The sequence below is a fragment of the Neobacillus ginsengisoli genome, assembly GCF_030813055.1.
Genome location: NZ_JAUSTW010000001.1, coordinates 937,871 through 959,768, shown reverse-complemented (window position 1 = coordinate 959,768; position 21,898 = coordinate 937,871). Strand labels below are relative to the sequence as shown.

19 protein-coding genes are annotated in these 21,898 nt (G+C 39.2%); 1 reads left to right on the top strand and 18 read right to left on the bottom strand.

Going from position 1 to position 21,898, the window contains the following annotated elements; genetic code table 11:
- Positions 1-103: 103 nt before the first annotated feature.
- Positions 104-901 carry a GNAT family N-acetyltransferase gene (locus tag J2S10_RS05145; protein ID WP_307405023.1) on the top strand — a complete coding sequence of 266 codons (798 nt, stop codon included), beginning with the start codon at positions 104-106 and terminating at the stop codon, positions 899-901.
- 45 nt (positions 902-946) lie between these two features.
- On the opposite strand, the gene J2S10_RS05140 is transcribed toward J2S10_RS05145, so the two are convergent.
- The 18 genes from J2S10_RS05140 to J2S10_RS05060 all read right to left on the bottom strand — a co-directional run bounded on the left by J2S10_RS05140 (position 947) and on the right by J2S10_RS05060 (position 21,438).
- Positions 947-2,173: a multidrug effflux MFS transporter gene (locus J2S10_RS05140; protein ID WP_307405022.1), complete on the bottom strand. Its 1,227-nt coding sequence runs from the start codon at positions 2,171-2,173 to the stop codon at positions 947-949.
- Positions 2,174-2,708: 535 nt separating this feature from the next.
- Complete coding sequence (locus J2S10_RS05135) at positions 2,709-2,837, bottom strand: hypothetical protein (RefSeq protein ID WP_307405020.1); 129 nt, start codon at positions 2,835-2,837, stop codon at positions 2,709-2,711.
- 78 nt (positions 2,838-2,915) lie between these two features.
- Positions 2,916-4,370 (bottom strand): FAD-linked oxidase C-terminal domain-containing protein, encoded by a 1,455-nt coding sequence (locus J2S10_RS05130; RefSeq protein ID WP_307405018.1) that lies wholly within the window; start codon positions 4,368-4,370, stop codon positions 2,916-2,918.
- Entirely contained in the window at positions 4,370-5,728 is a 1,359-nt protein-coding gene (locus tag J2S10_RS05125; protein ID WP_307405016.1) for a (Fe-S)-binding protein, read from the bottom strand. The genes J2S10_RS05130 and J2S10_RS05125 overlap by 1 nt, the downstream gene beginning before the upstream one ends.
- 2 nt (positions 5,729-5,730) lie before the next feature.
- Positions 5,731-7,053 carry an FAD-binding oxidoreductase gene (locus J2S10_RS05120; RefSeq protein ID WP_307405014.1) on the bottom strand — a complete coding sequence of 441 codons (1,323 nt, stop codon included), beginning with the start codon at positions 7,051-7,053 and terminating at the stop codon, positions 5,731-5,733.
- A gap of 184 nt (positions 7,054-7,237) precedes the next feature.
- Positions 7,238-7,699 carry a Z-ring associated ZapG family protein gene (locus J2S10_RS05115; protein WP_307405013.1) on the bottom strand — a complete coding sequence of 154 codons (462 nt, stop codon included), beginning with the start codon at positions 7,697-7,699 and terminating at the stop codon, positions 7,238-7,240.
- A gap of 17 nt (positions 7,700-7,716) precedes the next feature.
- Positions 7,717-8,493 carry a hypothetical protein gene (locus tag J2S10_RS05110; protein WP_307405011.1) on the bottom strand — a complete coding sequence of 259 codons (777 nt, stop codon included), beginning with the start codon at positions 8,491-8,493 and terminating at the stop codon, positions 7,717-7,719.
- 147 nt (positions 8,494-8,640) lie between these two features.
- On the bottom strand, positions 8,641-10,125 hold the full coding sequence (gene dacB / locus J2S10_RS05105; RefSeq protein ID WP_307405009.1) for a D-alanyl-D-alanine carboxypeptidase/D-alanyl-D-alanine endopeptidase: 1,485 nt from the start codon (positions 10,123-10,125) through the stop codon (positions 8,641-8,643).
- A gap of 39 nt (positions 10,126-10,164) precedes the next feature.
- Positions 10,165-11,373, bottom strand: a complete 1,209-nt coding sequence (locus tag J2S10_RS05100; RefSeq protein WP_307405007.1) for an MFS transporter — start codon at positions 11,371-11,373, stop codon at positions 10,165-10,167.
- A gap of 305 nt (positions 11,374-11,678) precedes the next feature.
- Complete coding sequence (locus J2S10_RS05095) at positions 11,679-12,203, bottom strand: hypothetical protein (RefSeq protein WP_307405005.1); 525 nt, start codon at positions 12,201-12,203, stop codon at positions 11,679-11,681.
- Between the two features lie 276 nt (positions 12,204-12,479).
- Positions 12,480-15,062, bottom strand: coding sequence for a DEAD/DEAH box helicase (locus J2S10_RS05090; RefSeq protein WP_307405003.1), 2,583 nt, complete (start codon positions 15,060-15,062; stop codon positions 12,480-12,482).
- A 218-nt stretch (positions 15,063-15,280) separates the two neighbouring features.
- Positions 15,281-15,364, bottom strand: a complete 84-nt coding sequence (locus J2S10_RS27395; protein WP_370876159.1) for a putative holin-like toxin — start codon at positions 15,362-15,364, stop codon at positions 15,281-15,283.
- 105 nt (positions 15,365-15,469) lie between these two features.
- A complete protein-coding gene (locus J2S10_RS05085) occupies positions 15,470-15,661 on the bottom strand; it encodes a YbxH family protein (protein ID WP_307405000.1) in 192 nt (63 codons plus the stop codon).
- Positions 15,662-15,767: 106 nt separating this feature from the next.
- Entirely contained in the window at positions 15,768-18,437 is a 2,670-nt protein-coding gene (gene ppdK, locus J2S10_RS05080) for a pyruvate, phosphate dikinase (RefSeq protein WP_307404997.1), read from the bottom strand.
- A gap of 2 nt (positions 18,438-18,439) precedes the next feature.
- The gene (locus J2S10_RS05075; RefSeq protein ID WP_307404995.1) at positions 18,440-19,267 is read right to left on the bottom strand and encodes a pyruvate, water dikinase regulatory protein; all 828 of its coding nucleotides are present in this window, start codon (positions 19,265-19,267) and stop codon (positions 18,440-18,442) included.
- Positions 19,268-19,272: 5 nt separating this feature from the next.
- Positions 19,273-19,914 (bottom strand): helix-turn-helix transcriptional regulator, encoded by a 642-nt coding sequence (locus tag J2S10_RS05070; protein WP_307404993.1) that lies wholly within the window; start codon positions 19,912-19,914, stop codon positions 19,273-19,275.
- A gap of 265 nt (positions 19,915-20,179) precedes the next feature.
- Positions 20,180-20,662, bottom strand: coding sequence for a YiiX/YebB-like N1pC/P60 family cysteine hydrolase (locus tag J2S10_RS05065; RefSeq protein WP_307404991.1), 483 nt, complete (start codon positions 20,660-20,662; stop codon positions 20,180-20,182).
- Positions 20,663-20,718: 56 nt separating this feature from the next.
- Entirely contained in the window at positions 20,719-21,438 is a 720-nt protein-coding gene (locus tag J2S10_RS05060; protein WP_307404989.1) for a YwaF family protein, read from the bottom strand.
- Between the last annotated feature and the right edge of the window lie 460 nt (positions 21,439-21,898).

Below are 21,898 nucleotides of genomic sequence, written 5' to 3'. Positions count from 1 at the left end.
TATTTTTTAAGATTTAAAATCCTTTCTAAGCACTTTTCAACTCGTTCTAAAGAATAATTTTCAACATATCCATTAGTAGATTTGACATGAGGAGGAATTAATTATGAAACTTTCCTTATCTGAATTGGAAAATCACAAAGTAGTTCAGCTTACACAAGATAATATGATAAGTCTGATGCGCTTTTGGGCAAGTTGCACAAGTTATTTTCAAGCTATAGAGGATGAAAAAATCTTTCGAGTTAAGTCCTCCCTTCCTCACCCATTGGTTAACAACATAATCAAGTCAAATATTGAACAAGGAGCACTGGAATTTGTAAAAACTACTATTCAAGATTATAAAGAACATCATATTCCATTTCTTTGGAGATTATGGGATCATGACACCCCACAAGATATTGGAAATATTTTAATAGACAATAGCGCGCTGCAAATTCATAACACTGTTTTAATGGCGATTGATTTGGCCTCTTTTCAGCCCTTATCGGAACTACTTCCAGACCTAAAGATACAGGCTGTAAGGAATCATGAAGGGGCAGCGGCCTTCACCGTTTGTTCATCTGCAGCATTTGGTATACCGGATTTCTTGAGAAATGCAGTCACCGAAACGATGGCAAAACAAGATCAAAATATTGAAAACTATGTAGGTTACCTCGGTGGGACAGCTGTAACTACTGCTACGAGCTTCTATAGCGATGGGATAGCAGGAATTTATAATGTCTCAACGCTGCCGGAATTCCAGGGTAAGGGAATGGGTATGGAAATTATGACAGCTCTGCTTTTAAAAGCTAAACTAGATGGGTATAAAATGGCCATTCTTCACGCAACACCTGCGGGTATCCGACTTTATGAAAAACTAGGCTTCCACAAATATGGTGAAATGAGGCAATTTTTATTTTCCTAAAATGAGTGACACCACCAAAGCATCGGTTCGCATAAGAACTGATGCTTATTTATTGTTTCTTGGTACCAGGAAAAGATAAGTAAGAACGGCCCCAATTCCTGCACATGCAATAACAATGCCCATTGGTACTGCAGAACGTCCTCCACCTATCCCAACAAGTGGCGCGACAATTGCACCAGCGGCCAACGATAACACCCCAAGGAGGGCTGATGCACTACCGGCAGACTTGCCTTGTTTTTGCATCGCGAGAGAAAATCCAGCTGTATTAACCATACCGACACTTGAAACAACAAAAAATAGCGGAAGCAAAATAATGACTAATTTTGAGTGCAAAAGAAGAAGGATAAACAAGACGACTCCGCCAATCGAGGACATTCCTACACCGAAAACAAGAAGCTTAGATTCATGAATCCGTCCCGCTAATCTGCCTGTTGTTTGACTGGCAATCATAATCCCAATTCCATTTAACGCAAAAATGAGACTAAATGTTTGCGGTGAAGCACCATAGATAGTTTGCACAACAAAGGGAGAGCCGGAGATATAGGCGAACATCGCTGAAAAAACAAGTCCTTGAACCAAGGCATAACCTATGAAGCTGCGATCCAAGAGCAACTTCCAAAAAGTTAATAATGTATTTTTAACTCCTCCGGCTGAACGTCTGTCAGCATTTAGAGTTTCAGGTAAGCCAAATAGGACCACAAAAAACATCACAATTCCTATCAAGCTTAAAACGATAAACACACCCTGCCAGGGAACAAATTTAAGCAACTGGGCACCGAAAACAGGAGAGAGGATCGGAGCGACTCCGTTAACTAATGCAAGCAGGGCAAAAAATTTTGTTAATTCGTAACCTGAATATAAATCACGGACAATCGCTCTCGAGATTACAATCCCGGCAGAACCAGCAAGACCTTGGATAAACCGCAACCCAACCAATGTCCAAATGGAAGTGCTGAAAGCACAGAACAAAGATACAATAAAATAGGTGATTAAACCAATCAGAAGTGGTTTTCGGCGACCGCCTACATCACTAATCGGCCCTGCGAGTAGCTGTCCAGATGCCAAACCGAGCAGAAAGAAAGTTAAGCTAAGCTGCACAATTGATTGACTTGAGTGAAAATCTTTTGCCAAATTAGGCAAAGCAGGCAGATACATGTCGATCGATAAAGGACCGAATGCTGCTAGTGATCCAAGCACCAAGGCCATCCATAACCGTTTGGATCGTGTAATCACTGCCTGATTATTAATCGAATCCTGTAATGAATTTCCCATCTAATGATTCAATCCTCCTTGCTCAATGTTTCCAAATATATTCATTTTTGAAATGAACTCACTTTATGATTATTTCGGATTGCTAAGTAACTTGTTATTCTTTCATATATTATCAGATTTTTTAAGAGATGAATAATAAAAATGGCACCATAAATGAAAAAAGATTTAGAAGATTCTGTCCTTCGATGCACTCTTCAAGCATAGGTTCCCTATTTACTTGTAGGTTTTTGCCCTTAAGTACCCAATTAAAAACATTTTTTCCGTTCATAATTTCCAAAGCAAAAAAATTCCACACCATACCTAATGTGGAATTTTTCTGCTTATTATATTGAAAATGTAGCAGCCAATGAACCGATACCATAAAAACTAACGGAAAAATGGTCCCCTGGGGTAATTACGGCTGCACCGGTTAGGGGGCCGCTTAAGACAATATCACCCTTCTTTAGGCCTTGGCCTTTTTGTGCCAGCTTATTCGCCTCCAGGCAATTGCTCGAGCAGGATGCCCCATCGCCGCTGCCCCTAACACTTGTGGCAATTATTTCTGCAATTGAATAAGATAGGCATCCTTTATACTTATTTCGGGAAAGTTGTCTGATAACGGCTCAATTGGCAGTTTGTATTGATCAGTAGCTATTAAGCGTCTTGCTTCGATTTGAATATTCACCTTCAAACCCATTAAAAATACTTGAAACGTTAAAAAAGCTCCGCAAAAATTTCCCTGTAGCTTGTTATTCGTATGGTACTATTTTACAGAATTACTCATTTCTTTTTTTACCTCTGAACAGCGGCCCGGTGTCGGGAATAATTTCCCTGCATTTAATAGATTGTAAGGATTAAATACATCTCGAATGTCAGTTTGTGCTTTAATTTCAAGATCGTTAAATATAAAACGCATTTCTTCTTTTTTCTCAATTCCAACCCCATGTTCACCGGTAATAGAGCCGCCTACCTCTGCGCACACCTTTAGGCATTTACTGCCGGCCTCAATCGCCCGCTCTGTTTCACCCGGCTTTCCGGAGTCAAACAGGACAAGCGGATGAAGATTTCCATCACCGGCATGGAAAATGTTTGCAATCCTCAATCCGCTTTCTTCGCTGATTTTATTGATTTTACGTAATACCTCCGGCAGCTTACTACGCGGTATTACACCATCCTGGACCAAATAGTCAGGGGATATCGCCCCCATAGCACCAAAGCCTGTTTTTCGATTCGCCCACCAGCGCTCCCTTTCCGCTTCATCCCGTGCCACTTTTACCTCCCTGACATTCCTGCTTTTACAAACATCTAGAATTAAATCAATCTGATTTTCAATCCCTGCTAATATCCCATCCACCTCAATCAACAATACTGCTTCAATATCCCTTGGATGTCCTACTGGAAAAGCTGCGGACTCAACACCTTCAATCGCCGTTTTATCCATCATTTCAAGTGCTGCCGGTACGATACCGGTGGATATGATATCGGAAACAGCATGACTTCCATCCTCAACTTTGTCAAAATAGGCCAGTACTGTTTTCTTTCCCTCAGGATTTTTCAATATTCGAACCGTAATTTTCGTTACAATGCCCAGCGTTCCTTCAGAACCGGTAAAGATCCCCAGTAAATCGAAGCCAGGGAAATCCGGAATACCATTTTTTCCAATTTCAATAATTTCGCCGTTTGGCAGCACAACCTCCATGCCCAAAATATGGTTTGTGGTTACGCCATATTTAAGACAATGGGCGCCTCCGGCATTTTCGGCAACATTTCCGCCAATCGTACAAGCGTACTGGCTTGAAGGGTCGGGAGCATAGTAATATCCCTTGTCGGAAATCGAGTTTGTTAGTTTTAAGTTTACAAATCCGGGTTCTACTACTGCCCGACGATTCTCTATATCCATTTCCAAGAGTCTTTTCATTCTAACAAGGCTAATAATTACTTCATTATTTAAGGGGATTGCGCCTCCACTGAGTCCTGTACCTGCCCCGCGCGCAAGAAACGGCAGGTTATTTTGCGTGCAATATTTGACAAGCTTTGAAACCTCGTCTGTGTCCTTTGGAAAAACCACCGCTCTTGGCAAATGTCTTTCTATCGTAAAACCATCACAGTCATAAGCCAGCAAGTCTTCCTCTTTATAGAGAATGGAGTTTGGCCCAGATAATAATTGCGCAAGATTGATGATGTGTAGATCGCCAGTTTTTATTGCTTTTTGCTTCATCACTCATTCCTCCCCTGTTCAACTTCCTTTTGATAGGCCAAGTCTAACAGTTGAACAGTATGAACGATTTTTTGGTTCCTGCCGTATTTTTGCACACCGACTGCCATTTGGAGCATACAGCCCGGGTTCCCCATTGAAATCATTTCGACATCTTCAGGGACGTTGGTCATTTTGCTTTCCAAAACAGCTCCTGCCATTTCCGGATTCGTCATATTATAGATACCGGCACTTCCACAGCAGCGATCCGCATTGGGCATATGTACCATTTCCACACCAGGGATATTGAGTAGCAGTTCACGCGGTTCTTGTCGAATTCCTTGCCCATGGGCCAGGTGGCAGGCATCATGATACGTAATCCTTGTCTTTAATTCCGCTTTAGGCTTTTCATAGCCTGTATCATAAAGAAACTTGGAGATGTCTTCTACCTTTGCAGAGAACACTTTAGCATTTTCTGTCCACTCAGGATCGTCATGGAATAATTCGGGATATTCTTTTAACATACAGCCGCAGCCAGCGGCGTTGACAATTACTTTATCGGAATCCTTAAACGCTTCAATATTTTGCTTGGCTAATTTTCTTCCTGTTTCACGGTCACCGGCATGAACATGCAAGGCACCGCAGCATGTTTGATTCTTTGGAATCGTTACATCATTGCCGTTCCGGGTTAAAACATTAATGGTTGCTTCGTTGATATCACTGAACATCACGTCCATAATACAGCCTGTTAAAAGGGATACTTCACGTTTCATTTCTCGAGTTGCTTTAATCAGTTTTATATTTTTATATTTTTTCCGTACAGGGGTTTTTACTTCTGGCATAATGGATTCCAGATCAACAAGGTGTTCAGGCATAATGTTAATTAGCCCTGTTTTACGAACGACTTTTTGGATACCGCTCTTTTGGTAAAACTTCAGAATGTCCCCTAAAAGATTTAAGCGTTTTGGATGTGGAAAAAGAGACTCAAGGAAGAATTTGCTAACCGTCCCCTTCCAACCGGTTAATGGCATGGCCTGCCTGATTTGCCCCCGTGCTTCTTCAATTAATCCGCCTACATCAACATTTGCTGGACATGCCGTTGTGCAGGCCCGGCAATCAAGGCATGTGAACACAGGATCCGCAAATGCTTCATTCACAAACAATTTTCCTTCAGCAACAGATTTAATAAGATGGACCCGGCCGCGTGGCGAATGCTGCTCATGTCCTAAATGCTCATACGTTGGGCAAGCCTCCAGACACATGCCGCAATGAACACAGTCAGCCCATTTATATTCCTTTGGAGGATCACTCCATAAATAATTACCAATTCCACTTGTTAAACAACCGGGTTTTTGCCTCAACTCCTCTTCTTTTAGACTCATTCCTAAATCCCTCCTACAAAGCGTTTATGATTCAGAATTCGATTTGGGTCCACTTTTGTTTTGATTCCTTCTAACAAGAAGAAATGAGCGGGTTTTTCACCCCATACTTCGATTTGCCGCCTTAGTGTTAATGGTAAATGCTTTACAATAGCGTACCCGCCCTGGTTTTCAACAAAAATTCGCAGGTGTTTTATCGCTGAAACAACATCTTCACTTGTTCCGGTAAAATTAATTTGGCAAAGGCCATGCCCAAGTCCGCCATGGGCCACGACATTAAGATTATAAATATCTTGGAGAAGCTGAGTTTCCTTAATCACCCAGATCACATCCAAATTTTTTACACCGATTTTTAAGGCAGCCCAAGTCTCCTTTCCAGATGTTGAAAGACAACCATTAGGTGAAATTTTATAAAGCGAGCTCCAAAATGCTTTAGAATCATTCTGTTCTAAAATAGATAATTTCGTATTTTGCGGTTGGTGATCCTTTACGAATCCGATTTGGAAACGGACTGAACTCTCGACATCTTCAAAGCTAATGGCTAATGTGTATGAAGGTAGGCCGGTTAGCTTTTCAGCCAAGGTAGGTCCTAACAGTTCAAAAGCGACCGGTTCCATTACTGAGTCTAAGAGGTTGACAATAAATGTGCGGATTTCATTGAGGTTTCCATCTGGGAAGGATAATAATATAAGACCTTCAAATTTATGCAGTGGCCTGAGTTTTAGTGTAACTTCAGAGATCACTCCAAGTGTCCCCATTGAACCAATAAAGAGTTTATTCATATCATAGCCGGCGACATTCTTTACGGTTTTTCCGCCAGTACGAATGATAGAGCCATTCGGGTACACGATTCTGGACCCAATGACTAAGTCCCTTGCTGAACCATAGCTGAGCCGTTTTGGACCGCTGTCATTTGCAGCAATCACACCGCCAATCGTTGCTTCTGTTGGCCAAGCAGGATCAAGAGGGATTTTTTGCTTATATTCATCTAAATAATCCTGCAATTCTTTAAAGCCAGTACCGGCCTTGACCGTCACTGTCATATCTCCTACCGTATGCTCGATAATTCCCTTATAATTTGCCATGGAAAGAAGGATATCTGCTGAAGCTTCGATTCCTCCATAACCCTTTTTCGTACCTCCGCTAATTACATTCACTTTCTTGACATTTTCATTTGCGAATTTCAGTACACTCGCAATATCATGTTCATTGATTGGAGAAACGACAATTTTGCCATTATTACCGAGAAATGGATCGTATATGCCTTCTTCAATCAGCTCTTCGGGGATGATTGTCTTTATCCCTGCCAATAGTTCTGCAGCTATCATATGTACACCTCCTATAATTATCTGATAGTTCTATTATAAATCTAAATAAATGATTATTTCCAATTATCAAAAAATAAAACAATGGCAGGAATAAAGCCTGCCGCAAGTCGCAAAAATAGAGGCATCGGGGACGGGTACTGATGCCTTTTTTTACCTATTTTAATCAATGGGATTACAAATTGATTTAAGAATTTTTATATGTCGCTACCCCTAGTGCCACATGTCCCCATAGAATATCTGTAACCTTTTCCTCTTGGTACTCCTCACAGTGAAAAATCACGACAATCTCAGATCTGGAATCTACCGCCATATTCTCATGTTTTTTGCTCTTGTTGTAAAAAAAACGAATTAAAAAGCCCAGTATTATCCCAAACACTAGGCCAATTAATGCCCATAAAACAGGGCCCCAATTTAACACAAACCCATAAATAGCTCCTAAAAGCATAAATACCATCCCTAATATCGCTGCCACATCAACATAACTTTGACCATTTGAATCGTAGATGGTATCAAAGATTTTTGTTTGATCATTTTGCTTGTCCAATGGGAGAACAAGAATTTTATTATTTTCTAAGCCGATATTTTCGATGTCAGCAATCGCCATTTCGATATTTTTCGAATGGTGAAAGGTAGCAACCACATACATTTCGATCCATCACCTGCTTAATTTGGCATAATAAAATCCTTATTCTGATATTCCCGTTTAAAATAAAATGCTTGTTCTTTTTCAAATATTTTATTGTATTCAACCGTTTGAACATAAGAATCATAAATCACAAAAAGATAAAGAGAAGGTATGTATAAAAGCCATTGAGGATTTAATATTTGTTTCGATGCTTGAAAATCACCCACCATAGTGAAATGAATAGCCGGCAATAGTTTTGAAAAATAAACATTGACAATAAACCAAAGAAAAAAGATAAAGACTGATAAAAAACGATTGATATATAAATATCCCATTCCAGGTGTAAAGATAGACCAAAGCATTGAAAAAATTGGGTTGCGCTTTTCCAGTTTATTCAGCTCAAATGTATTAATATTTTTTGAAATCACAGGATAACCTTTTTTATAGCTTAAAAAATAATATTTTTTATATAAAGTGGTTCTGGTAAAACTATCCCAAATCCCGTATATATACAATGGAATATATAACAAAAACCACCTTGTATTCAGCACATGCTTAGCCTGATCAAACTCACCGATCATTGAATAAACAATCGCTAAGTTTAGCCCTCCCTTCTGATTTATAAAAAATTCCCAGCTGATTAATCCAAACCCGATCAAATATTTACCCATCAAGATTTGTCCTAAAACGGGGAATGCTGCTGACCAAAATGCGGAAATCCATGGGTTTCTTATGTGTAAATAATTGATAGAAAGTGGAGAAATATAAGCAGAAACATCCCGTATTTGGGGCTTTTGCGCAGAGGATTTGTTCATGGAGACCTCCGAAAAATACTAAGCTTTTTTCAGTACAATTGATGAGTTTAGTTTTTACTGAATATCCCACCAATATTCCTTTTCTAAAAAATTGTAAAATAAGCAAAAAAATAAAAGCTTCCTAATGAGGAAAGCTTTTATAATGAATTAGTAGTATTGATTGGCCAAAATAGCGACCATTTTATCCTCAATCTGCTTTCCTTTCGAATCATCAAGTAAATTGTTTAATACTATTGAAAAAATCAATGTTCGCCCGCTTCTTGTTGTCATATAGCCAGATAATGAGCTGACTGTGGAAATGGTCCCGGTTTTTGCATGAACTTTTCCTAATGTTAATTGATTTTTCAATCGATTTCTTAACGTTCCACCTACCAGTTTGTCCTTTTCACCGGATACCGGTAAAGAACCAAAGTATGCTGGAAACCACTTTTCTTTCTGAACAGAAAATAACAATTGCGAGATTTGATTAGCGGGAATTAAATCTATGTGTGAAACTCCTGACCCATCCCTTATGACCATTGTTTTGGTGTTGACGCCGAATTTTGTCATCCCAGACTGCAATACCTCAATCCCTTTTTCCCAACTGCCATCCCCTTTGATCACTTTCCCCATTTCTTTAACTAAGGTTTCAGCATGGCCATTGTTGCTCAGCTTCATAAATGGAACAAGGAGTTTGGATAAAGTCATCGATCGATGGACAGTTAACATTTGTGTATTTTCCGGAGCTATACCTGTTTTTATTTTTCCGGTAAATTTAATTCCATGTTCGGCAAATGATTGCTTAAAAAGGGCGAGAGCATATTTTGTTGGTTCCCATACGGAGATCCACTCTTTTTCTTCCTTCGATTTTGTAGGAATCGTTCCAATAATGGTAATGGTATTTTTGGCATGTTCCCGCTCAATGGTAATTTCCTTTTTCCCGTCTTCCGGGACGGTCACTGCCTTATTTATTATTTTCACATAATCGGTTTTCGGGGTTACCTTTACCTTTACCTTGTCTCCAGGTTCCGCTCCTGGTTTCACCGCCACCATAACGGAACCTGCATCGTAATCTTTTGTCGGGGAGGCTGTTAGTGCAGATACTTGAGCACCATAATAAGTGGTTTCATCACTCCATGGAAGATCTTTGGAATAACGGACATCATCATACCAAGAATCGTCACCAACAAGATTTCCCTCTATTTTTTTAATCCCTTGTTTTTGAATCTGCTTAGCCATTTTATCAAAATCTGATTTTAATAAGGTAGGGTCACCCTTTCCTCTTAAAAAAAGATTCCCTTTTAGTGTATTCTTTTTCACAGGTCCGTCTGTGAGCACTTCTGTATTGAACGTATAATCCTCACCCAAGACAGAAATTGCTGCTGCTGCAGTTAATAGTTTTAGATTGGATGCCGGCCGCAGACGAGTATCACCAAAATGATCGTAAATAATTTTTCCGCTATCAGCTGAACGAATGCTGACCCCCGCAATTGCTCCTTGTAAAGCAGGTTCCGCATTTATCAGTTGATTTAACTTCTTTGTTAAGGTTCCGGTGCCCTCGGTAGCAAAAACAGGATGTTCATTTATATAAGGAATCAAAGCTGCTATTAGGATGAATAAAATTAGAAAATAGTTTTTAATTTTTTTAAACAACCCTATTTCCGCCTTCCTTAACGTTTGTTCAATCTTTTTCTACTTTTCCAGGCTCACTTTTCGCCTAAAAGAACTGTTTAAGTCCTTGGCTTTCCAATAGGCGATTCCCGTTGCGGCTAATAATAGGATGCCCGTTACAATAAAAACAATTTGTACCGGAAAAACCCCCCCAATATAACCTCCGATCATAGGGCCAATCATCCCGCCTATTTGGTTGGCAGTTTGGTTTAACCCGAATGCTCTGCCGCGGAAATCATCAGGTGTGGACTTTACGACAAGCCCATTTAATGCCGGGAAGACCCCACAGAAAAATGCACCAAAGACAAAACGGATTATGGAAAATCCCCAAATTTCGCTAAATAAAATTTGAGCTAATGTTCCAATTCCCCCACCAAGCAGCCCAAGCACAAGAACTCTTTGAAATCCTACTTTATCTGCCCATCTTCCCCAGTATGGAGCAAAGATTGCACTTGCAATCCCCGGGAGTGAGAAAACGATCCCGGCAATTAAGGAAGCTTTATCAGATGAGCCTCCCAGTTTTACGATATATAACGGAAGAATCGGCTCAATGGTCATTAACGAACAGGTGGTTACAACCGTTAAGACAAGGACCATCATTAAGGGCTGATTTTTCCATGCTGCTTTAACATCATTTTTAACAGAGCCATGGTCCTTACTTGGAGTGAAATTTTCCTCTTTCACCCAAAAAATAATCAAGAGTGTCGCAATCAATACAATGAATCCGGCACTGGCAAACGCCAATCGATTCCCTACCAGGTGAGCAATTCCCCCGCCCAATAGGGGTCCGACAATCCCTCCTGAAGCGGTTCCGGTAGAAATCATCGAAAGGGCATATCCCACTTTATCACTAGGTGTATTGGTACCGATTAAAGCGATGGAACCTGGAATAAACCCGCTTAATAAACCTTGCATGATTCGTAAAACTAATATCTCATACGGGTTTGTTACAAAAGACATTAGGGTATAGATGATAAACAAAACAAAACCCGCTCTGATAATCATTGGTTTTCTCCCGTATTTATCAGCAACCCTCCCCCAAAAAGGCGATGAAATGGCCCCTGCAAAAAAAGCTGAACTAAATAACAATCCTGACCACATTTCCGTATTTTTGTGCACACCAATTTGAAGGAGAAAAATTGGCAAAAAAGGAATAACCATTGAAAAACTAGCTGATACAAAAAAAACCCCGATCCATAGTACCCATAAATTTCGTTTCCACCTTAGCATGTTGTTCGCTCTCCCAATGTATCATCAGAATAATGCGTCACATTTCATTACCAATGATATTTTTAATTATGGCAATAATATCATAAAGTAAATTTATTTTCATTCCCGAAATATTATATATTCGAAGAAAATTGCTTACATGCTAAAATGGGGTCGCACTATAGCAGTTGTGTCGCTTATTTTGCTGATTACATCTATATTAACCCTGCGGTCGCTGGTTTTAAACCGAAAAGAAAAAAGACCCCAAGCTTGAGGTCTTTGTTATTATGATTTAAGTAAATCACCATCCCTTACTCTTTTTAGGATTAAGGAATATATTGTTCTGTAATCTTTGTAACCACACCATTTTTAACTTCAATGTGAAAAGGAATCGTATGATCCTTATTTCGCTCTTTCAAAAAGCTAAGAAACTGACTTTTGGTAACTTTCTCATTCCATTTAATAGAATATGGGCTCCGTGTCTGTAATACATATTGGGCGGAATTAGAAATAGAATAGGTGCGGATCTTTGGATTTACATTTCGAATCCAGTATCCGTCAGGAGCATGATCCATCTCCTTACTACACTTACAATCTTTCAAAAATTCTCTATCTGCATCCTTTCCGAAATACCATTGAATATAATCAAAATTACCCACCAATTTTCCACGAATGACTTTAAAAGAGGTGATATAAGTTGTCGCTTTTTCAGTCACGTTATGCGTAGAGACAGATGATTTTGCAAATGCATCCGAACTGGATAAAGGTAGAAAAAACATAGTAGTAATAAACACAAAACAGATTAATGCAGGGAAGAATAGATTTGAGACTCTACTTAACACTTTTTTCATTTGGTAATCCCCTCTTTCCTATGTATTTTCTCTAAGAAATTCTTTCTAGTAATACTATAAAATGCAGAACATGCAAATAGTGTCGGTTTTCGGAATATAATAAAAATATTCTTCTTACACACAAAAAAGTAGAAAGCTTTTAGTTTTTGGATTTATTGCAAAAACTAGTTATTATCTTCTTGCATTAATAAAGGTAGCATCACGTCAATTTGCGGAAAGTGCTGATTAAGAAAAAAATCCACCAACTGAGGTGGATTTTTTATTACAAATGGCAAGTTAAAAATCATCGAATTCATTATATCGAGATCTTCTATACCTTGCTGCATGACAGGAATCACAAATAGGAAAAGAAAAATCCCATGGTAATTTCCTTCCGCAATTTTTACACTTTTTGACGAATTTTTTAATATCTGTTTTTAACCGTTCCTGCACCTTATCACTTATTTCCTCACGGAGTCTTTCCCAATAAACTGCTTCTGTAGGCTGACCCAAGCGATATAAAAACAGGAGATGGAGACCAATGGCTTTATAGGTAAGTTCGAGTTCTTCAAGACTCCCCTCTTTAACAATCGGCTCAGGAAGCTCGCTCCCCTGAACTATGGCATACATGGTCTCTTCCCATTGTTTCGTCAACCCTGGTTCATTTTTTGAAAAAGGCAGGTGTAAGAATCCATACAGGTCCATTAACGAAAGCCGGGCTTCAATTTCTGAACCTATAATCAATTGATAAAGTGATCGTTCCTCAGAAAGCGAGGCTTTCTTTGTTCCCTTTGGACTTTCAAATTTCCCCCATAACTCGAAGAATGATCCCAGGTCACGATAATATCTTTGAAAGCGTTCAAACACTGAGTTCGTTGGTGCAATTGCAAAGGTATGAACAGGCTCATCCTCTTGCATGAGTAGCCGCCTCATCATTTTTATATCATTGGTAAAGGCCACTTTCCCGATGTCATAAATCCCTTTTCTTCCTGCTCGACCGGCAATTTGTTTAACCTCTTGTGAAGTTAATAGGCGTCTTCTCGTTCCGTCGAACTTTTCATTTTCTAAAAATACAATTCGCCTGATCGGCAGGTTCAAGCCCATTCCAATTGCATCAGTGGCAACTATGACTTTGGTTTTTCCCTTATTAAATTGCTGAATTTGTTTTTTCCTTGTTTCCGGCGGCATACTGCCATAAATCATACTAACGGAATGACCATCATTTTGTAGTCTTGACGCCGTTTCAAGAACACGCCTTCTTGAAAAACAAATCAGCGCATCTCCTTTTTTGATATGTTTTATATTAAATTCCTTAGACTCCACTTCAAGCGGGGTATCACGATTGTACTCGTGAATTTCAATATCAGAATCTCCTAAAAGCTCCAGCAGCATTGTTTTCGAGTTTTTGCTGCCAATAATATGTACTTCCTTAGCGTTGGCTTTTGTAATTGCCTTATACCAAGAAAATCCTCGGTCTTTATCGGTAATCATTTGAGCCTCATCAATCACAACGACATCATAATAATCTTTCTCATGGAACATTTCCACCGTACAGGAGGTATGCCTGGCATTAGGAACAATTTTTTCTTCTTCACCGGTTTTTAACGAACAAAGAGTGTGCTCAGCATTCAATTTATCATAAACCTCTAATGCTAACAGCCGCAGTGGCGCTAAATATAAGCCGCTAGTCGCTTCCTTCATCCGTTCTAAAGCATGATACGTTTTCCCGGTATTAGTTTCCCCGATATGCAGAACGTAGTGAACGTGCCGTTCCAAGGATGGATTGTACTCTTGGCCAAAGATATCTTCCATCATTCTCGCTTCTTCTTCTTTTTTGCGTTGGATTTCCGCCTGTTCTTCCGCCTGTATTTTTTCTCTTTCCATTAAATCTTTTTCAAAAATCTCTTTATGAACAGCCGGCTCAAATGGGACCTCAGCCAGCTTTAACAGGTCGGAAAGATATTCTGCTTGTATATCCTCAATAAAATATCCTTCAACTTCATAAAGCAGTTGTGCAATACTCCCTTTCACAAATGAAGCAGATAATTCCTCATGAAATGTTTCTTGAAAATCTTTTCTAATTTTAGATGGAAGCTGTTCCAACACCTTTTCCGGTATAAATTCAGAAAGATAATCAGAAATTAAGCTTTCATATACAAAAAAATAAGTCTGGTACTCAAAATAGCTGCGTCCCCAGTGGAGTGTTTTATGAATGTCACCTGTCAATTCTTCGAAAAATGTAGAAACTGTTGTATAGGCTGCTGGATTAAAATGACCTTCATCTACTAATTTTTCTTCTAATGCAAAAGTATCAACTGCTTGAAACTTAGGGTTATTTTCGAAATCTCCTGCTAGTTGACTAGCAACAAAATGCCTGCAATATAAGTAGAAAAGCTGATAATTCTCTTCAATAAATTCATTCGCAGCTTCTTCTATTTCCATCCTTATTGAAAGCTTTTGTCCTTCCAGCTGTTTCTGTTCTTCCCTTTTCAAATAGTTCGCCTTTGCGGTTTGATATCGGTTTTCCCATTTTTCCATATTTCCCGCAAATGATTCATTTAGCCATCCACCAGCATCGAAGGGTTTATAGGTTCGCATTTCATCCCGAAATAATTTATTGATTAATTTCCGGTCTATCCCCTGAACCACGAACCCTTTTTCACTTAAGAAAAGCTTTTTTTCATTTTTCGGAACATCGTTTGTCGATTTATTCAACCACACATTAATCCATATTTGTTCAATATAATGACTGCGTTCGATAAGATATTGCTCAAAGGTCGGCATAATTTCTTTCGTTTCAAAATATCGATCGATATCTTCATATAATTTCATTTTAGTGTGTTCAATGGCTGAAGGGTAAATAGTTGTTAATTTAGTCATCTGATTTACTCCTCTAAAAATTTGACTTTTTCATCAATTACGTGCAGAAGCATTTCTTTTTTCATGATAGTTAGGTATAATAAAATCATAGTGATGCATATAGTAAAAAAGACCGAGCATGACTTGACACACTCGGATCTACAATAGTATGGTTCCCATAGGGGAATCGGCATATAGGACGATAATCCACCACTTACGCTTGCCGGCTCAAGGGTGGATTATTTTTTTTTGTGAAATGACAGTACGGCAATAATGAGACTAGCGAATGAAATAGCTAACATTAATGCTTGAAAAACTGTCAAACAGCATCACCCCCTTTCAACCGGAGATGTGCCGCCACCCTTGAGAAATCCTATTCTATTGCATTTTTAATTATAACATTAAACCTAATATCGAACAAGCGTTCTTTAAATATTGTGTTGATCGCAATATTTATCTACCAAATCTTCCAATTGGTCAAGCTCAGGGAAATTACCTGAAAACTGAAATTGAATTTCTTCGATAAAATGATCTCTATTATATACATGTATGGCACCGTTTTGTTTAATAACACTAAATTCCGGTACAAATCTAAAACCGTTTCGTTCAATAGCCCCCATGTTGATTCCCCTTTTTTCATTATTTGTTTTAGTATTAGCAGAAAACAGAGGGATAATCCGTAATAAAAAGGATAGGCACCCGTATGGCACCCATCCCAAACTATCCTTATGCTGTTGTATAAACCTCTTCTTTATTTTTTTCATGGCGAATCGTTGCTTGGGCCGCAGCCAATCTTGCTAATGGTACACGGTATGGCGAACAGCTTACATAATCAAGCCCTGTTTTGTAACAGAAATCAATTGAGTTCTTTTCACCGCCATGTTCACCGCAAATGCCTGTTTTAAGTGAAGGTTTTGTCCCGCGCCCCAGCTTGACGCCCGTTTCCACTAATTTACCTACGCCATCTTGATCAAGTACAGCAAATGGATTTTCAGGCAGCACTTTATTTTCAATATATGCTTGCAGGAATTTCCCTTCGGCATCATCACGGCTGTATCCGAACGTAGTTTGTGTTAAATCATTCGTTCCAAATGAGAAGAAATCGGCTTCTTCCGCAATTTGATCAGCTGTCAAGGCTGCACGAGGAATTTCAATCATCGTACCGATTGTGTAAGTGAACTCTTTTCCTGTTTCTTCCTGAACCCATAAAGCTGCATCGATAACTAACTGGCGCATTTGCTTTAGCTCATTCACATGGCCTACAAGCGGAATCATAATTTCCGGCTGAACTTCCATTCCTTTTTCAGCCAGTTTAGCTGCTGCATAGAAAATCGCTTTTGCTTGCATTTCATAGATTTCAGGATAAATCATACCAAGGCGGCAACCTCGGTGACCAAGCATTGGGTTGAATTCATCTAGTTGGCGCACTTTTTTCAGCAAGTGCTCTTTTTCCTTCAGTTCTTTTGAAGCAGGCTCTAAGATTTGAAGCTTTGTCACTTCCACTATAAGCTCCTCTTTGTCCGGTAAAAATTCATGTAGCGGCGGATCTAGTAAACGGATGGTTACGGGATTCCCATGCATCGCTTCAAAGATTCCTTCAAAATCCCCTTGCTGCATTGGTAGTAGCTGACCCAGTGCATCCATTCTGTCACTATAAGTCTCTGCTAAAATCATTTTTTGGACAATCGGAATTCGCTTAAGGTCCATGAACATATGCTCAGTGCGACACAACCCAATCCCGCCCGCACCAAATTCAAATGCTTTTTTGGCATCCTCCGGGTTATCGGCATTGGCACGAACCCCGATTTTTCTTTCTTGATCCGCCCACACTAGTAAAAGTAGAAACTCTTTAGAAAGCTCAGGGTCGATCATTGGGATTTCCCCAAGCATTATTTCACCAGTAGAACCATCAATCGTAATGATTTCTCCATAGCTAACAACAGTTTCGCCAACAGTAAATTTCTTTGCTTTCACATCGATTTTTAAAGCTTCACAGCCGCAAATACAGGCTTTTCCCATCCCCCGTGCCACAACTGCCGCATGGCTTGTCATACCGCCGCGACTTGTCAAAATCGCTTGCGAAGCTACGATTCCATGAATATCATCAGGGGTCGTTTCCGGGCGAACAAGGATGACCTTTTTGCCGTCATTACTTAACTGTTCTGCTTCATCCGCATCAAATACCACTTGGCCTGTGGCCGCGCCCGGTGAAGCAGGTAAACCTTTTGCCAACAACACGCGTTGATATTTGTCATCGATTCGGCGGTGGAGAAGTTGATTTAATTGATCCGGATCCACACGGAGCAGCGCCGTCTTTCTATCAATAATACCTTCCTCTACCATCTCAACAGCAATGCGAATCGCAGCTTGCGCTGTTCTTTTCCCATTACGGGTTTGGAGGATAAAGAGCCTGCCGCGTTCAACAGTGAATTCAATATCTTGCATTTCCTGATAATGCTGCTCCAAACGTTTGCACGTTTCTGCAAATTGCTTGTATACTCCCGGCATTTCATCTTTTAAGGTTGCGATTGGCTGTGGCGTACGAATGCCTGCAACCACGTCTTCACCTTGAGCATTAATTAAATATTCACCGTAAAGTACATGTTCCCCTGTAGATGGATTTCTAGTAAAGGCAACACCTGTTCCTGAATCATTTCCCATATTACCAAATACCATGCTTTGAATATTGACAGCAGTACCCAGGTGGTCAGGTATTTTATTCAAACGGCGGTAGACAATCGCACGTTGATTATTCCATGAATTAAACACAGCATTAATGGCAAGAAACAACTGCTCTTTTGGATCCTGTGGAAATTCCTTTCTTGTATGCTTTTTCACAATTTCTTTGTAGCCGGCAATAACCTCTTGCCAATCTTCAGCCGTCATTTCAGGGTCAGCGGAATATCCCTTTTGCTCGCGTGTTTCTTCTAAAAATTGTTCGAAAAAATAGGTATCGATTTCAAGAACGACATTACTAAACATTTGAATGAAGCGGCGGTAAGAGTCATAGGCAAAGCGATGGTTATTGGTTAATTTTGCCATTCCCGAAACGGTTTCATCATTCATTCCAAGATTTAAGACGGTATCCATCATTCCCGGCATTGAAAAAACAGAGCCGGAACGAACGGAAACGAGGAGCGGATTTTGCGGATCTCCCAGTTTTTTGCCCATCTTTTCTTCTAATCGGCTTAAAGCTTCTAAGGATTGCTTTCCTACTAGTGATGGAATCGTTTTACCAGCTTCATAGAAAGCATTACATGCTTGTGTTGTTATCGTAAAACCATATGGAACAGGTAAGCCGATTCGCGTCATTTCCGCTAAGTTTGCCCCTTTGCCTCCCAGTAATTCCTTCATTTCTCCAGTGCCCTCATGAAATAAATAAACGAATTTTTCCATCATTAAAAGCTCCTCTCTTTTTTTAACACTTCTAAAATTAAGCCGGCTGTTTCTTCTATTGCTTTATTTGAAACATCTATTACAGGGCAGCCAACACGCTTCATAATTTTTTCAGCATGATCCAGCTCATCAAGGATTCGTTCAAAGCTTGCATAGTTCGCCTGTGATGCCAGCCCTAAAGCCTTAAGGCGTTCCTTGCGAATTTCGTTTAATTTATCGGGAGAAATTATTAAGCCAATACAATTTTTCCTCGGAATTTCAAAAAGTTCATCAGGAGGCGGAACCTCCGGAACTAACGGAACATTGGCTACTTTAAAACGCTTATGTGCTAAATACATGGAAAGCGGCGTTTTGGATGTACGGGAAACACCCACTAAAACAATATCCGCCTTCGTAATTCCTCTAGGGTCACGACCATCATCATATTTCACAGCAAATTCAATCGCTTCAATTTTTCGGAAATATTCTTCATCCAATTTTCTCATTAACCCGGGACGATGATGAGGCTGCTTGTTAAATCGTGTGACGAAGGCATTCATCAACGGACTAAGCAAATCAACTGCAAGGATTCCCTCTTCCGTTGCCCGACGGTCTAAATATTCTTTTAATGCAGGGACAACGAGGGTGTAAGCAATGATAGAATGGGCTTTTTTAGCGAGAAGAATAACATCCTCAATATCCTCCAAGTCATCCACATAAGAATTGCGGCGAATATCAATTTGACCTCCATTAAATTGTGTTGCTACCGCTTTTACAACAAACTCAGCCGTTTCCCCAACTGAATCTGATACAACATAGACAACTTCTCTTTGTTCTAAAATTGCTGCCACTCTCCTTAACCTAATTTTTGATCCATGATTTCAAGGTATGCCCGCGTTATCGTCGTCTTCGTAATTCGTCCGATCAGTAAATATGTATCGGTTTTCTGTTCCAATTCCTTCACTACAGGCAGGGAGTCGATATGATTCGAAATCATTTTTTTTGCTGCTTCCAATAAGGTTTCATCAGGTTTGATTGTTATGATATTTGGCATTCGCGTCATGATTACGCTTACAGGCAATTCATTGAGATTTTTGTTGCCTATCGCTGTTCGAAGTAAATCTTTCCTTGAAATAACCCCGGCTAATTGCCCCTCACCATCAACAGCATAAAGCGTTCCGACATCCTCCAAGAATAACTGAACAATGGCATCATAGACGGAAGTAGATTTCTCTACGACAATGGGGTGTGCTTTATAATCTGCAACTTTTTGATGTAAAAACTTCTCTGCCTGAAGTTTGACCTCATAGTTATGGTTAAAAAAATAACCGACTCGAGGCCTTGCATCAAGATTACCCGCCATCGTTAGAATTGCTAAGTCAGGCCTTAATGCAGCCCTTGTTAACGAAAGCTTATCAGCAATTTGCTTCCCCGTTATCGGGCCGTTTTCCTTTACGATTTGGAGGATTTCATCCTGGCGTTTAGTCAGTTTAATCATATCCACCCCCTAATTAAATTAATTATGTTATATTCTTTGAGTTTATCTTTAATGTGCTATACTTATTTTTATATAGTATATTACATTTGAACAAAAAGCGAAACAATAACTTATACTTTTTTTTGACAAATTATGAAACTTTTTAAAAAATTAACCCTAGGTATTAATGTCTTCCTCCATAATCATTTTTTTCATTTATTTTTCCAATTTATGAAAAATATTTTAGAAAACAAAAAACCACTTAGCTCTACCTAAGTGGACCACATTAAATATCAGCAACTTTAGTTAGTAATGGCGATTCAAATATATCCTCAGGTGAAGGCAGGTTTTGCTTCGTCAATTTAATTCCTGCACTTCCATAGCACGCATTGACAAAGGTAGAACAAACATACCTTCCTTTCTCAATCCTGTTATTAGGAATATGAAATACATATCTGAGGAACATATCAACCAATTCCTCATAATCATATGGTTTGCCTAGCTGTTGTTCGGCGTATGTTACGATGTTTGAAGCTTGTTCATCCGTAAGGGTCATCATCCGATAAACCGTTGAAAATCCGATAAAGCCGGCTAGATTCGTATACCCCACACCATTTAATGATGCTTCAATTATCAGCTTTTTCTCCGGGTCTGACACTAATGCCGCGTGACTAAATTGAGAATGTGTAAAAAATTCTATCTCACTACTTAACCTACCTGTCCCTCTTTTAAGAATAATATCGCCTTTTTTCAGGTTTACATCTCCCAAAACCTACTACCCCTTTATACTATTGGACTAGTATAAAATATGTAAGAATAAGGAGATTAGTTCGAGGTGATTTTTCTTTTTAGCCAAAATGGACTGTAAAGAATAAAAAAACTCAAAATCATCACAAACTCCAGCGAAATAAGATACCAGGGCCATGGACCAAGATAATTCAAAAGCGAAGCGATTTTAGGCTTTTTCATGATATAGAGGTAATTCGCTCCCAGCAGTTTATTGAGGATAAAAATACATGCTGCATATAGATTAACGATTAGAAAAGTCACCCACAACGATCGATTGGTTGGTTCGAAGGTGAGGACTACAACCATAAATAAACACGCTAATACCACTCCTCCATGTAAAATAAAAAACTCGATATATTGAAAGTGAGGAAATGAAAACTTACCAAGATCCGGGGTTAAAATGGCTTGTATGGAACTGCCTAACCCCGCAAAATACATAAATTGAAAAAGTGAATAGCTTTTTGTCAGGAGCATCACAATCGCTAAAATAACAGCAAGATCACTTAACTGCAGCGGTAAATCCCTTTTCATTGACCATGCATTTTCAGTTAAAAGCCATAGATGCAGCAAGACATCCGAAACCAAAAGGAGAAACGCCAACGTGAATCGAAAAAATTTTTGCCTTCTTTTAAGTGCGTTTCTATATACAAACAAAAGGATACAAAGAAATAAAATAATTCCTATCGTCAAGAGGTGTATCTTTGAAAAAAGTTGAAATGAATCCAGTTTTGAATGGAATTGAAAAAATATTCTCATCTTATTAACCCCCTATGTAATATTGATAAAGACTACTTAATTTGGGGCAAATTCTTTTAATCCTATACCAATTGAATGCTTTATCTTTAAAATCCATTTTCAAGGACAGTTCTCCCTTTCCCTATTGCAATTTTGTCCTTCACTTCCATTTTCAAGGACAGTTACCTCTTCCCCTATTGCAATTTTGTCCTTCAAATCCATCTTTAAGGACAGTTTTCCCTTTCCCTATTGCGATTTTGTCCTTCAAATCTATTATCAATAAGATTTTTCCATTTCATTTTTAGGATTTTTTCATTAAGCGGCTAACTGGATTCGTAAACGAAAGACGCTGAATAAATCAATGTCATAATGAGCGCAAACAACACTTTAACTCACTAATGCATTAATATTCGTACCTTCCTCGAGAACGGCCTGTCAGGGAAAAATCGCGTTTGGGATAACAAAAAAGAACCCTACATTA

Coding starts and splice junctions, on each gene's coding strand:
- J2S10_RS05100 (WP_307405007.1), bottom strand. CDS start 11,373: ATGCTAAGGTGGAAACGAAATTTATGGGTACTATGGATCGGGGTTTTT.
- ppdK (WP_307404997.1), bottom strand. CDS start 18,437: ATGGAAAAATTCGTTTATTTATTTCATGAGGGCACTGGAGAAATGAAG.
- J2S10_RS05115 (WP_307405013.1), bottom strand. CDS start 7,699: ATGTATGTGGTTGCTACCTTTCACCATTCGAAAAATATCGAAATGGCG.
- J2S10_RS05120 (WP_307405014.1), bottom strand. CDS start 7,053: ATGATAGCTGCAGAACTATTGGCAGGGATAAAGACAATCATCCCCGAA.
- J2S10_RS05140 (WP_307405022.1), bottom strand. CDS start 2,173: ATGGGAAATTCATTACAGGATTCGATTAATAATCAGGCAGTGATTACA.
- J2S10_RS05125 (WP_307405016.1), bottom strand. CDS start 5,728: ATGAGTCTAAAAGAAGAGGAGTTGAGGCAAAAACCCGGTTGTTTAACA.
- J2S10_RS05145 (WP_307405023.1), top strand. CDS start 104: ATGAAACTTTCCTTATCTGAATTGGAAAATCACAAAGTAGTTCAGCTT.
- J2S10_RS05095 (WP_307405005.1), bottom strand. CDS start 12,203: ATGAAAAAAGTGTTAAGTAGAGTCTCAAATCTATTCTTCCCTGCATTA.
- J2S10_RS05085 (WP_307405000.1), bottom strand. CDS start 15,661: ATGGGGGCTATTGAACGAAACGGTTTTAGATTTGTACCGGAATTTAGT.
- J2S10_RS05090 (WP_307405003.1), bottom strand. CDS start 15,062: ATGACTAAATTAACAACTATTTACCCTTCAGCCATTGAACACACTAAA.
- J2S10_RS05130 (WP_307405018.1), bottom strand. CDS start 4,370: ATGAAGCAAAAAGCAATAAAAACTGGCGATCTACACATCATCAATCTT.
- J2S10_RS05110 (WP_307405011.1), bottom strand. CDS start 8,493: ATGAACAAATCCTCTGCGCAAAAGCCCCAAATACGGGATGTTTCTGCT.
- J2S10_RS05060 (WP_307404989.1), bottom strand. CDS start 21,438: ATGAGAATATTTTTTCAATTCCATTCAAAACTGGATTCATTTCAACTT.
- J2S10_RS05070 (WP_307404993.1), bottom strand. CDS start 19,914: ATGATTAAACTGACTAAACGCCAGGATGAAATCCTCCAAATCGTAAAG.